Raw genomic sequence first — 13,007 nt, forward strand, 5'->3', positions numbered from 1 at the left:
TTCAACAATCGCCATCGTCCCGTTCCCTCCGGATACCGGGCCCGCCGCACCGATCGTGCCGCGGGCTCCCGGAAGGAATGCTTCGCCGCCCGGGGCGGCCGACCCAGCCCCCTGTACCGCGTACGCACGCGGCACGTACCAGCGCGGTTCCTACCACTGGCAGGGTCTGGACCCGGCCGCCCCGGAGGCACGGCGAAGGGCCGGAGGCACGGCGAAGGGCCGGAGGCACGGCGAAGGGCCGGAACGGATCAGGAGACGGGCACCAGCTGCCACTGCTGGTTGCTGCCGCCGTTGGCCGGCCACTGGACGACCGGCGCCTGGTCGGCGGTGGACGCACCGCTGACGTCGGCGAGCTGGCCGCTGTCGCGGCCCTCCAGCGTGTAGTAGCCGCCACCGCTGGGGACGATCAGCCATTGCTGGTGGGCGCCCCCGTTGGACGTCCACAGGTCGAGTTGCGTCCCGGCGACCTTGGCGGCGCCCGGTACGTCGAGCGCTTTGCCGCTGGCCACTCCGGTGACGGTGTAGTAGCCGCCCGCGGCCGGAGTGATCTTCCACTGCTGGTTGCCGCCGCCGTTGCGGGTCCACTGGATGATGGGCGTGCCGTCGGCAGTGCCCTGCTCGGCCGCGTCGAGCGCCTTGCCGCTGTTGCGGTTGACCAGCGTGTACGTACCCGACACGGCGGCCGGGGAGCCGGGCGTCACGCTGAGGTTGTCGAACTGGGCGGCCACGTACCCGGCGGTGCCGATACCGACCTGACCCGCCCCGTAGGAGTCGTCGGTGACGGAGCCGGCCTTCGTGCCGTCGATGGTCGCGGTGATGGTGCGGCCGGCGAAGGTGAGGGCGAGCCGGTGCCAGCTGCCGGTGCCGGGCGCGGCGACGGTGCCGGAGGCGAGGGTGGTGACCGCTCCGGTGGCGCTGTTGCGCAGGATGGACCAGGCCCCGGTGTTGGTGAGTTTGAGGTAGTAGGCGTTGATGCTGCCCGGGGAGAAGCCCTTCTGGGTGCCGACCCGGCCCATCAGCTGGACCGCGCCCGCCTGTTCGAGCATCGCGTCGGCCGACACGGTGTAGTCGGACCAGCTCAGGTCGCCGAGGGTCGCGTACGGGTCACTGCCGCTGTCCCAGGTGATGGGGGTCGTCGTGGCCATCTGCCGTACGCAGGTGCCCGTGCGGCCCGCGCCGCAGGCCGCGCCCTCGAAGGAGCCGTTCATGTCGGCCAGGTACCGGGCCTCGCCGCCGTGCCGGGTGGACTGGAAGTCGTCGGAGTAGGGCAGTGCGAGCAGCCCGCGGGTGGGTGAGGCGGCTGTTCCGGCGCCCTGTCCTGCAGTGGTGGTCACCGAGTACACCCGGCCCGGCTGCAGGGTCAGCTGGTAGGCGCCGTTGACGGGTGTGAGGTCGGCGGTGTGCACGAGGTAGTCGCTCTGCCGGCCGGAGGCGAAGTCGCTGGACCAGACGTGCACCGTGCCGCCGGGCAGTCCTCCGGCGGTCTTGAGGCTGACGGTCTGCGCGGCCGTGGCGTCGAGGGTCTCGATGACGGTGCTCCAGGCGGTCTTTCCCGGTGACTTGTAGCTGACATAGCTGCCGTTGGCCCGGTCGCCGCCCAGGTAGCCACTGCCGGAATCCAGGTACTGCCAGCCCGGCTGGGTGAACTGGGTGGTGTGCGCGGTGGCCCAGGTGCTCTTTCCGACGCTGTACGTACCCGACCAGGGCTGGGTGGCGGTCAGCATGCCGTCGGTGTTGTACGGGAGGTTCTGGTAGAGCGCGGCGGCCAGCGGCCAGTTGATGAACGCGGAGAACTTGGCGTCCAGATAACCCCTGTTGATGGCACGGGCGATGGGCGCGCCACCGGTGTTGTAGTCCTCCGAACCGTTCTCGCTCGCCCACAGCTGCTTTCCGGTCGCCAGGGCGTCGGAGGTGGTGGAGCAGGACGTCATGGCGGACATGTAGCCGCAGGGGTAGTGCGCGCCGACGATGTCCACGGAGGCGGCGAAGGCCGCGTCGCCGCGGATGTCCCCGGCGACCGACCAGTCGGAGTCCGCGCCGACGATCTTCGTCGATCCGTATCCCTTCGCGGCGAGGGTCGCGTGCAGATTCTCGTACCAGGCCTTGTTGTAGCCGCGCTCGTTCCAGCCGCCCAGGTAGTCGATCCGGAGTCCGTGCTGGGTGGCGCAGCCCATCCAGGCGATCAGGTAGTCGATCATGTCCTGGGACCAGAAGTTGCCGTTGCCGATCCAGCCGGGCGCGCCCCAGGCGAGCCCGTACAGCTTCACCGCGGGGTTGCGGGCCTTGGCCTGTTCCATCAGCCACCACTCGTACCCGGTACCGCAGTCGACGGTGCCGCGGGTGTGCTCATGGCTGGGCTCGGCGCCGTCGGTGGAGTTGGTGTCGCCGCCGATCTCGACCTTGAAGATCTGCAGCGCCGCGCCGTAACCGGGCTTGAACAGGTAGTCCAGGATCTGGCCGCGCTGCGGCTCCGGATAGTCCGCCAGCAGCCGCGAGTTGCCTCCGCCGCCGCTGATCGCTCCGACTCCGTCGAAGATCCGGCCGGCGGAGTTCCCGTCGACCGTGATCGCGGTGTTCACCGCCGCGTGGGCGGGCGGGGCCTGCAGGACGGCGAAGGCCGCCATGACGAGCACGAGCAGTACGGTCAGGGGCGTTCGCAGGGTTCGTAAGGTGCGCGGGTGCGCTACGGCGCGCTGTTGCGGTACGGCGTGCGGGCTTCGCATACGCGGGGCTCCTTCTTCGCGGCCGGACAGAGACGGCCGTTGGGGTTTGTGGAGAAGGGTTGCGAAAAGCGAACAGAAGACAACTCAGTCCACCGCCATCGGACGGTAAGACCGTGACCGTGTCTCGTCAACAGTTCGGACAACAGCGGATGCGTCCCCCGAACGGGGGTATACGGCCCGGAGAGACGCCAGTACCGCGCACCCGGCGGTTAACCTGGCGCCTTCCTGATGTACAGCGCCACCGACACCGACAGGGAGGACGAAGATCATGCCCGGCACCACCAGCGGCCCGAGCCAGTCCACCGACAGTCCGCAGCAGAAGCCCTCGCCCGTGCCCGTCCAGCGCTCCGACTCCGCCCAGTCGGCGCACCGCCGCTTCATGCAGCGCTCGAAGTGGTAGGACGCGGCGCTCCGCGCTGACCCGCGCCCCGCCCTCGGCCGCGCCGCGGCGAACGGTCAGATGTGATCACGCGGTGACCAATCGCGACCCTTCCTGAAAATGGAAGGGCAACTTCCTTACGCCATCGTTCACTTCCGTCGGCGCATGCCGCGTCCGGAAGCAGACTCGCTAGCTTTGCCACGACTCCGGTCCGCGGGAACAGCGGTACGGGTCGCAGAAAGCGAGGGGCGATGCCTGTCTGGGATGAGGTCCATCCCGCCACGATCTCCGTGCAACGCATGCGAGCCGGCGACCACTGCTTCGTCAGCTACGGCGACGACGAGTCGAACTGGGATGTGCTGACCACCTTCGCCTGGACGGGGCTGGCCCGCGGCGAGAAGGTGATGGTCTTCGCCGCTCCCCAGGTGAGCGATGACGAGGTGTGGTCCCGGCTGGAGGCCGACAGCCCTTCGATGGCCCGGGTCAGGGCCCGCGGCCAGCTGGTGCTCACCAGCATGCGGTCGCTGATCCGCCCCGACGTCGGCTTCACCCCCGAGCGGCAGTGGCAGCGGATCCGCGAGGAGACCGCCCTCTCGGGCCGGCAGGGGTACACCGGGCTGCGCACCTTCATCGACATGCACTGGGTGCCGGACCTGGACGCCGACATCGACGTGATGATGCATCGCGAGTCCCATGCCGGGCACCTGTTCACCGACGGCTCCTACAGCGAGATCTGCGCGTACGACCGCCGCTGGTTCGACGAGGACGTCCTGGCGCGGATGTGCCGGGCACACCCCGTCAATCTGCTCACCCGGCTCGGCGAACTGCGAGCGGTGCACGGGGACGGCTCGCTGCGGCTGATCGGCGAGGCGGACCTCGCCACCGGCGAGCAGTTCGGTGCCGCCGTCGGCGAGGCGCTCACGCGCACCGCGGACGCCCGCAAACTCGTCGTGGATCTGACGCAGTTGAGCTTCCTCAGCGTCCGGTGCGCCGACGACCTCCTCCGGCTGGTCCGCGCCGCCGACGGCCACGACCGTGTCGAGGTCCGCTGCGAGAGCGGCCAGCTCCGCGTACTGCGCGCGCTGGGCGAGCACGGCTCGGCCCGGCTGGTGCTGACCGGGATGGGACGCCGATGCTGACCGATCCGGCCGGCGGCCGTGCCGGCGAACCGGCGGAGTGCCTGCTGAAGGTGGCGTTCACCGGAGAGGACCTGCCACGGCTGCGGGTCCTCATCGAGCAGCGCGCTTCCCTGGCGGGGCTGTCGGAACCGCGCCGCGGCGAGTTCGTCCTCGCCATGGACGCGCTCGCCTCGAACGTGGTGGAGCACGCCGGCGGGGACGGCGCCCTGGCGCTGACCAGGGTCGGCGACGAACTGGAGTGCCGCATCAGCGATTCCGGTCCCGGCTTCTCCGAGGACGTCATCCCCGAGCTGGCGCCCGGGATCAACGGCGGCCCGGCCGGCCGCGGGCTGTGGCTCACCCGCCTGCTCGCCGACCGGCTGGTGATCGCCGCGGCCTCCCCCGGCGCTGTCGTGACCTTCGCGATGCGACTGGCCTGAGCAAGAACCGGCTGTCGCATCGCGGCACGGCCGGCGGTGGCTACAGGGCCGCTGCGGCCGGCTCCAGCGCCAGCTCGCGGACCACGCCCATGTCGCTGAACGGAAGCAGCTCGTCACCGATGATCTGGAACGGCTCGCTGCCCTTGCCCGCGACGAGCACGACGTCGTCGGGACCGGCGACGGACAGCGCGTAGCGGATCGCGTCCCGGCGGTCGGTGATCCGCTGGAACGGGATCCCGGTGTGGACCAGGCCGGGGGCGATCTGGTCGAGGATCCCCTCGGGGTCCTCGTAGCGCGGGTTGTCCGAGGTGAGGACGCACAGGTCGGAGAGCTCGCCGGCGATGGTGCCCATGGCGACGCGCTTGGTGATGTCCCGGTCGCCGCCGCAGCCGAAGACGGTGATGACCCGGCCGGCCGCGAAGCTGCGGATGGTGGTGAGGACCTTCTCCAGCGAGTCCGGGGAGTGCGCGTAGTCCACGATCACGCAGGAGCCCTGCGGGGTGGTGTAGCGCTCGAAGCGGCCGGGGGTGGGCGGCATCCGGTCGAGAGCGCTGACGAGACCCTGCAGGTCGTGGCCGAGCAGATGGCACGCCGCCAGGGTGGCCAGCGCGTTCGCCACCGAGAAGCGGCCGGGGACCGGGATCGCGGCCGGGTACTTGCGGCCGGCGTGGTGCAGCGTGAAGCGGCTGCCCGCCGCGTCCACGACCAGGTCGGTGGCACGGTAGTCCGCCGGGGCGTCCAGGGCGTACGTGGTCACCGTGTCCGGCATCAGCGCGATGATCTCGGCGCTGACCGGGTCGTCGGCGTTGACCACCGCACGCCGGCACAGCCCCTGGAACAGCCGCATCTTGGCGTTCTTGTAGTGCTCCATCGTGCCGTGGTCGTCCAGGTGGTCCTGGGTCAGGTTGGTGAAGACGCCGACGTCGATGAACACGCCCTCGACCCGGCGCTGCAGCAGCCCCATCGAGGTCGCCTCCAGCACCACGCTGGGCGTCCGGCGGTCACGCATGTGGCCGAGCAGGTACTGCAGGTCCGGTGCCTCCGGGGTGGTCAGCACCGACCTCGGCATGGGGATCGACTCGTCGCCGATCCGGCTGCCCGAGGTGCCGATGACGCCGACCTTCACGCCTTCGGCGATCCGCAGGACCGCCTCGACCATGTACGAGACCGAGGTCTTGCCGTTGGTGCCGGTGATCGCCACGACGTCCATCGCGCGGCCGGGCTCACCGTAGTAGCGCGACGCGACGACCGCGGCCAGCGCGCGGATGTCGGTCACCCGGACCACGCAGACCGCCGCGGGCAGGCCCGCGAGGTGCGGGGCGTCGCCCTCGGCCAGTACCGCGACCGCGCCCAGCTCCAGCGCCCGCCCGATCAGCTCGGGGCCGCCGTCCTCGTGGCCCGGTACGGCGATGTACAGCGAGCCGGCCGTCACCCGGTGGGCGTCGAAGCTCATTCCCGCGGTGATCGGCGTCGCCGGGTCGCCCTGGAGTACGTGGTGGTCGTGACCGTCGAGCAGTGCACTGAGTTTCACAACTATCCCCTCGGAAGCGGCCGGTGGTGCGCTGCGGGTGGCCCGGCCTGTCGGCAGGGGTGAGGGCAAACCGGATACCGCGATGATGACCATGACCCGGCGTCCCGGCACCGGTCGTCCGGTACCCGGCTGCCGGGGATCGTGCTGTCGGCCGGGTGCGGACCCGCTCCGGCGCAGTGCGGTGCACATGCGACGCGGAAGCCGGGGCACCGGCGGTGGTACGCGTGAAGGCGAGCGGTCCCCACAGGGGGGCGATCTGCGTGCGGACCGAAGGGCCGGATCGGCCGAGGACCGCTACCTGTCACTGCGCAACAACTGCGGCGTGCGTCCGGACCGGCTCAGGACCCGTTCCGGGGTCGGCCGAGATCCGGGCGGCAGCACTCTCTGGTCTGGCCGCAGACGGTTGGATACAGGTGGTGCATACAGGTGGCCGGGCGGAGCAGGGGCCTGCCCGACACCTCTTCAGTGTACGTCCGACCCTGCCACCTGCGGCCATGGTGCCAAATGCTGACATTTCGCCATGCCGAAACTCCCTGGCCGCGTTGCGGCGGGACCGTCCTCCACCGGCCCTCAGCGGCCGACCGCGGTCAGGTCCACACGCCAGTCGTTGCACCGGATCGGGTTCCCGGGCGGGTACTCGAAGTCGCAGACGGAGACCAGGGTGAAACCGGCCTTGCGGCAGATCGCGTTCGAGGCGGGGTGGTCGACGGACGGGTACGCGTGCAGGGACCCGTGCGTGCGCCGGGCCGCGGCGTCGGCGATGGCCGTGGTCGCGGCCGCCACCGCGATCCCCCGGCCCTGGTACCCCGGCAGCACACCCCAGCCGGTCTCGTACACCGTCTCGCCCTGCCAGACCCGGTCCCAGTACCCGATGGTGCCGACCGTCACGCCCTCCGGGAGCAGGACGACGCTGAACATCCGTCCCGTTCCGGCGCCTTCGATGTCCAGGTAGCGCTGATGGCGTACGAGCAGCTTCTCCTCGGGTTCCGGGCCGCCCAGGTGCTCCGTCATCTCCGGGGAGTTCGTCAGCCGCAGCAGCTCCAGATCCCGCTCCGCCCAGGTCTCGAGCCGCACCTGCGCCGTGCCGGCCGCGTCGCGCCGTTCGGACATCGCGCCGTTTCCTCTCCTCGGATCCTGGGCCGTCACACGCCCGCCCGGTGCTCCTGCGGCCGGATGCCGCGGACCCGCTTGAAGGCAGTGCTCAGGGCGAACGCGCTTCCGTAGCCTACTTTTCTGGCCACCGAGCCGACCGTGGCATCGGGCTCCCGCAGCAGGTCGGCGGCGAGCGACAGCCGCCATCCGGTGAGGTATGCCATCGGCGGCTCGCCGACGAGTTCGGTGAACCGCCGGGCGAGCGCGGCACGCGACACCCCGGTCTTCGCCGCGAGCGTGGCCACCGACCAAGGGTGCGCCGGGTGGTCGTGGAGCAGCCGCAGCGCCTGGCCCACCACCGGATCGGCCAACGCCACGTACCAGGTGGGCGCTTCGGCCTCCGGCCGGGCGAACCACGCTCTGACGAGGGCGATCAGCAACAGGTCCAGCAGCCGGTCGAGGAAGACCTCCTGGCCCGGCTCGTCGCGGACGATCTCCTCGCCGAGCAGCGCGACGAGCGGGCAGTCCCAGGAGTCGGCGGGCATCACGAGGAGCGTGGGCAGCGCTTCCAGCAGCCGCCGGCTGATCTCGCCGTCCATCGCATAGGTGCCGGTGAACATCATCGTCGCGCCGTCCGGGCGGTTGCCCCAGGTACGAACCCCCAAGTCCATGGTCTCGCACAGCTCGTCGCCCTCCGTGGAGGTGGAGAGCTGCCCGGGGTGGATCACGATCCGCGGCGGCGTGTCCGGAGTATCGGCGACGGTGTACGGGGCAGGGCCGCGGACAACGGCGATGTCGCCGGGGCGCAGGCACACCGCGGCACCGTGCTCGGGCAGCACCCACGCCTCGCCGCGCACCAGGGAGATCAGGGTCAGCGGAGCGCGGTCCTCGATCCGCAGCGACCACGGCGGGTCGAGGACCGACCGCATCAGGAATGCGCCACGGGCCCGGGGCCCGTCCAGGAGACCGGCGAGTGCGTCCATGTCTTTCAGCCTAGACGTCCGGGTGGACGCACGCGTATGGAGTTGAGGCTCTGCATCATGGCCGGTCCTGGCTGTTACGGCTTGACTGTCCTCATGACCGATCAGCCGCACGGCGGCCCGGCGGTCCGCTGAGGGAGGTTTCGACGATGGACGAGTTCCGCACGGTCGCACTGGTGGGCGCCACGATCACCACCGGGTTGATCGCGGGCCTGTACTACGGCTTCGCCTGCGCCGTCATGCCCGGTCTGCGCAGGGCCGACGACCGGACGTTCGTCGACGGCATGCAGTGGATCAACGTCCGTATCCTCAACGGCTGGTTCGCTCTCGGCTTCGGCGGGTCACTGGTGCTCACCCTGCTGGCCGGGGCGCTGCACCTGCCGGGGGACGCCCCGGACGGTCCGCTGCCCTGGATCGGCGCCGCTGCCGTCCTGTACGTGCTGACGCTGGTCTCCACGTTCGCGGTCAACATCCCGCTCAACGACGAGCTCGCCGCGGCCGGCGACCCGGGGTCGGCAGGCGCCTCCGCTCTCGCCGCGGTCCGTGAGCGCTTCGAGACGCGGTGGGTCCGCTGGAACCTCTTCCGCGCGGTGGCCGCCACGGGCGCGCTCGGCTGTCTGATCTGGGCGCTGGTGCTCTACGGGCGGGCCACGCCGTAGGTCCTGTCGCACCGACGGGCCCGGCGGAAGGCTCTCCGCCGGGCCCTCCCCCAGCTACCGCTGGGAGGTGCCCCAGTCGTTCCCGTCAGGGAATCCAGTAGTTGCCGGAGACGACGATCATCGACTGGAGCTGCACACTGCCGCCGTAGTAGAGCGAGGCGTCAATGGGCGTGCCGGCCAGCTTGTTCCACAGGGCGTCGAGCCAGGCCTGGGAACCGGGGTCGGTCAGGGCGGCGACCGCGAACGGTGCGGTGAAGGCCATGTCGTGGCCGCTGTCGAACGTCGATCCGTTCAGGTGGTAGCCGGTCACGATGCTGGCGGGGTTGCCGCCGGTCTTCGTCTTGATCCAGGCGTTGAGCTTGCGGGCCGAGGCGAGGGACGCCGGGTCACCGCTGGTGACGGCGTCGGTCGCCACCCGCCAGGGGTCACGGCAGGCGTTCCATCCGAAGTCCCCGTCGTTGGGGCTTTCGAGCACCTCTCCCGCGGCGGGCTTGGGGGTGGTGTTGGTGTTGACGACGAAGTCGGCGAGCAGTCCGGTACTGGGCGCGTAGCTCGCCTGCTGCTGGGTGATCAGGTTCTGGTGGGCGATGCGGATGGTGTCCCAGGCGCTGTCGCCGGTCGCGGTCCTGAAGGCGCGGAAGTGGTCGATCAGCCAGTCGGAGGACCGGGTGATCCAGTGGTGGGACTCCCCGGAGCCGCTCCAGTCGCCGAGCAGCATCAGGTGCGTGGTGGAGTTGACCTCACTGGCCTTGATGGCGTTGATGTGCTGGACCGCGAGGTTCTTGTAGTTGTAGGTGCCGGTGCTTCCCCACTGCCGGTCGGCGAGCAGCAGGCCGTACGCGACGTCGAGATCGCCGTCGGTCGCGGAGTCCGAGCCGTCGACGCTCTTGCAGGAGCTGTCCTGTTCGGCGGCGAGCAGGTTGGGGTTGTTCACCGACGGGTGCGCGAGCATGAACTTCACCAGGCCGTCGAAGACGGTCTTGGCATTGGTGTCGGCGCCCGCCATCAGCGCGGTGACGACCATGCCGTAGCCCTGGCCCTCGGCGACGTACGGGTGGTCGGCGTCGGGCGAGATGACCTCGTACCAGCCGTTGCCGCAGTTGTGCTTGACGAAGGCGGCCTTCCACTGGTTGTAGGTGGTGACGACGGCCTGGTCGATGGTGCTCTGCGCGCCCGAGGGCTTGAGGGTGCCCGCGGTGTACGGGAACTGGTGGCTGCCGAACGGCACGGTGGGTCCACCGCCGCCGCCTCCGCCCTGGGGGTTCGCGTCGAGGTAGTCGAGGTTGGGCCCGCCGTTGGCGGTGGTCGCGGTGGCGCGGATCTTGTTGCTGCCGGCCAGCAGCGTCGCTGTGAGGGTCTTGGTCTGCCAGGTGTCCCAGGAGCCGGTGCCCGCGAAGGAGACCCCGGACGCGACGGTCGTGCCGTTCACCGCGATGTCCATGGGGCGGTTGACCGTGGTGCCGTTGGCGAAGCCGAGGACGAGGGTGCCGCTGCCCGCGGCGGCCGCGGTCACGGTGAACTCCACGGAGGAGCCGGCGATGTTGGTGTAGTCGACGAAGCCGGTGCCGGAGAACCCGGTGTGGTTGGTGGCGACGGAGGACTGCGACAGTGTCGCGTTCTCGGCCTCGTAGCGGGTGGTGGCCGCCTGGGCCTGCGGTACCTCGACGGCCAGCGGCAACAGCAGGCCGAGCGATGCGGTCAGGGTCAGACCGAGGAGTCTTCGGGGGATGGGGATGCGCACGTGGGGACCTTCCCTCAGGACAGCGGGACGGGACGCGGGACGCGGTTAGGAAAGTTTCCTAACCAAGCATGCATGGGAGCGCCACGCGGGCCTTCTGTCAAGGGGCCCCGGGAGAACCGTTAGCCGATCGCGGCGAACGGCCCTCCCGGGGCGATCCCGCTACCCCACGTCCAGATGGTCGAGATTGGGCGCGCCGGTCGCCGTGGTCGCGGTCACCCGGACGGTGTTGGCCCCGGCGTGCAGCGCCGCCGTCAGCGTCGAGTCGGCCCAGGTGTTCCAGTCGCCGGTGCCGTTGAACGCCCTTGCGGACACCACGGTCGTGCCGTTGACCGCGATGTCCATCGGACGGTTGACCGTGGTGCCGTTGGCGTACCGGACGGCCAGCGGTACGTTTCCGGCGGCCGCCGCGTCGACCGTCCATTCCACGTACGCGCCGGACGCGTTGCCGGTGTTGACGAAGCCGGTCCCGGTGTACCCGGTGTGGTCGGAGTCGACGGTGCTGCCCGCGGAGAAGGCGGCGGCCTCCGCCTCGTAGCGGGCCGGGGACGGACCGGTGCTCCCGGTCGCGTACCCGGACCCGATCCAGGTCTCGTCGATGCGCAGCCGCTTGTAGCGCGCGGTGTCGGTGGAGGCGGCGTAGGTGCTGGTCACTTCGAGGCGGACATGACGGGTGGTGACCGCCGGGATGTCGATGGTCGCGACCCCGCGGGCGCTGGGCAGGGTGCCGGACTTCACCGGGCTCCCCCACGTGCTGCCGTCGCTGCTGACGTACACGTTGTAGCCCTTGATGCGTGCCGACTGCTCGGTGGCGGAGCGGGCGTAACTGACCGAGTCCTCCCGCTGGTTGATGCCGATGTACCGCACCGGCTTCGACGATCCGAGGTCGAAGTCGAGCCGCACGGGCAGCGTCTGATTGCTGTCCCAGTACGTCAGATAACTGCCGTCGGCCGCCGCCGGGGCGCCGTGGCCGCTCGCCGAGGCACTGGCGCTCATCGTGTACGAGGAGGCCGGATAGATCCCCGTACGGCCGTCGGCGGTCACCTTGAAGACCGTGTCGTACGGGTCCCAGCCGCCCAGCCCGGTCAGGGTGAGACTGCCGCCGGACTGGCTGAAGGCGATGGGCGCGCCGGTGCGCAGATCGGTGACGGCGGAGATCCGGTACCCGTTGTCGCGCAGGCGCAGCGTGCTCGTCGACGGCGGGGTGACGACATGGATGTACTGCCGGTCGGGGTCGGACGTGCTGATGGTCGTGACGCCGCGGGCGCCGTCGTTCCAGGCTCCGGGTTGCAGGCCGCCGTACAGATAGCCGCCGCCCTCGGTGCCGTGCAGCGATTCCCAGATCGGGTTCAGATAGCTGTTGGCGAAGGTGTTGAAGGCCTCCTGGTTCGACGGGAACCTGCCGTTGACCTGGGCGGTCTCGGCCATCAGCGCCTTCACGGACGATCCGGCGTTGGTGATGAGCCGGCCGAGGGTGAGGGCCCGGTCGACGGCGGGGTTGGAGCCGTCGTACCACCAGGCCCCGGTGGAAGGCAGTTTGAAGTCGGCCTCGGTCAGCCGGGGGCCGGCGGTGTAGAGCGCCTGCGGGTAGTCGTACGCCGGGGACATGCCGGTCTTCTGCTCGTTGCTGATCATGTCCATGATGGGGGTGTCTTCGTTGTTGTTGCTGATCGTGTAGTTGGGGCGCTTCTGGTAGATCTGGGCGTAGAGGTTGTGGCTCTCCCAGTAGGCGTTGTCGTTGTCGATCCAGAACCCGCCCAGGGTGGGATAGCGGTTCATGACCTCGAAGAAGTTGTCGTAGGAGAACTCCCCGAAGCCATCACGGGTGGTGAGGTCGACGGTCTTGCCCTTGTACGACGAGTAGGCACCCGAGTTGAGCCACTCATGGCCGCCCTCGGCATGCCACTGCGGGTCGTCGGTCATATAGAGGATGACCTTCAGGCCCTTCGCGCTCGCGGCGGTGATCAGTTCGCCGAGGAAGTCGCGGTGGGTACTGCAGCTGCCGGGGATCGCCGACGGCCACGGCCTGGCGTAGCCGAGCCGGCTGTGGAACGTGGCGAGCACCAGGTACTGCGCATGCAGCTTCTGGGCCTCGTTGACCCAGTACGCCGGGGTCCAGCCGCCGTTGGTGACATCGGACTCCCACTGGGCGCAGTCGGTGTGCGCCGGGGCGGTGCGTTCGCCCCAGTGCAGGAACAACCCGCTGGTGGAGCCGCGCAGGAAGTCCTGCCGCGGGTTCTGCAGATCGGCGCGCGCCGCGGTGCCGGGCAGCAGCAGGGCACCGAGGATCAGCGCGACCACGGCCAGCAGCCGCACGAACGTCCTCCGGTCCGCCCTCCTGTCCATC

10 protein-coding genes are annotated in these 13,007 nt (G+C 70.2%); 4 read left to right on the forward strand and 6 right to left on the reverse strand.

Annotated features, from left to right (window positions below; all coding sequences use genetic code 11):
• Positions 1–248 precede the first annotated feature (248 nt).
• Positions 249–2,624, reverse strand: a complete 2,376-nt coding sequence (locus G3I60_RS06680; protein ID WP_164297281.1) for an RICIN domain-containing protein — start codon at positions 2,622–2,624, stop codon at positions 249–251.
• Between the two features lie 367 nt (positions 2,625–2,991).
• Here G3I60_RS06680 and G3I60_RS46295 point away from each other — a divergent pair, with 367 nt between their 5' ends.
• The 3 genes from G3I60_RS46295 to G3I60_RS06690 all read left to right on the forward strand — a co-directional run bounded on the left by G3I60_RS46295 (position 2,992) and on the right by G3I60_RS06690 (position 4,660).
• Entirely contained in the window at positions 2,992–3,123 is a 132-nt protein-coding gene (locus tag G3I60_RS46295; RefSeq protein WP_269288301.1) for a hypothetical protein, read from the forward strand.
• 278 nt (positions 3,124–3,401) lie between these two features.
• The gene (locus G3I60_RS06685; RefSeq protein ID WP_232485124.1) at positions 3,402–4,241 is read left to right on the forward strand and encodes an MEDS domain-containing protein; all 840 of its coding nucleotides are present in this window, start codon (positions 3,402–3,404) and stop codon (positions 4,239–4,241) included.
• Complete coding sequence (locus tag G3I60_RS06690; RefSeq protein WP_138355244.1) at positions 4,235–4,660, forward strand: ATP-binding protein; 426 nt, start codon at positions 4,235–4,237, stop codon at positions 4,658–4,660. Before G3I60_RS06685 ends, G3I60_RS06690 begins: the two co-directional genes overlap by 7 nt.
• A gap of 40 nt (positions 4,661–4,700) precedes the next feature.
• On the opposite strand, the gene G3I60_RS06695 is transcribed toward G3I60_RS06690, so the two are convergent.
• The 3 genes from G3I60_RS06695 to G3I60_RS06705 form a co-directional block, all read right to left on the reverse strand.
• Complete coding sequence (locus G3I60_RS06695; protein WP_138355243.1) at positions 4,701–6,191, reverse strand: UDP-N-acetylmuramoyl-L-alanyl-D-glutamate--2,6-diaminopimelate ligase; 1,491 nt, start codon at positions 6,189–6,191, stop codon at positions 4,701–4,703.
• A 570-nt stretch (positions 6,192–6,761) separates the two neighbouring features.
• Positions 6,762–7,301 carry a GNAT family N-acetyltransferase gene (locus tag G3I60_RS06700; protein ID WP_164297242.1) on the reverse strand — a complete coding sequence of 180 codons (540 nt, stop codon included), beginning with the start codon at positions 7,299–7,301 and terminating at the stop codon, positions 6,762–6,764.
• Between the two features lie 32 nt (positions 7,302–7,333).
• Positions 7,334–8,266, reverse strand: a complete 933-nt coding sequence (locus tag G3I60_RS06705; protein ID WP_164297240.1) for an AraC family transcriptional regulator — start codon at positions 8,264–8,266, stop codon at positions 7,334–7,336.
• 146 nt (positions 8,267–8,412) lie between these two features.
• Between G3I60_RS06705 and G3I60_RS06710 the strand changes: the two genes are divergently transcribed.
• Entirely contained in the window at positions 8,413–8,922 is a 510-nt protein-coding gene (locus G3I60_RS06710; protein ID WP_138355240.1) for a DUF1772 domain-containing protein, read from the forward strand.
• 85 nt (positions 8,923–9,007) lie between these two features.
• Here the strand turns inward: G3I60_RS06710 and G3I60_RS06715 are convergent, their stop codons facing one another.
• Together G3I60_RS06715 and G3I60_RS06720 are read right to left on the reverse strand one after the other, a co-directional pair.
• A complete protein-coding gene (locus G3I60_RS06715) occupies positions 9,008–10,663 on the reverse strand; it encodes a glycosyl hydrolase family 8 (RefSeq protein WP_343241794.1) in 1,656 nt (551 codons plus the stop codon).
• A gap of 159 nt (positions 10,664–10,822) precedes the next feature.
• A complete protein-coding gene (locus G3I60_RS06720) occupies positions 10,823–13,006 on the reverse strand; it encodes a discoidin domain-containing protein (RefSeq protein ID WP_239069605.1) in 2,184 nt (727 codons plus the stop codon).
• Position 13,007 lies beyond the last annotated feature (1 nt).

The organism is Streptomyces sp. SID13666 (genome assembly GCF_010548325.1).
GTDB classification, from domain to species: domain Bacteria; phylum Actinomycetota; class Actinomycetes; order Streptomycetales; family Streptomycetaceae; genus Actinacidiphila; species Actinacidiphila fildesensis.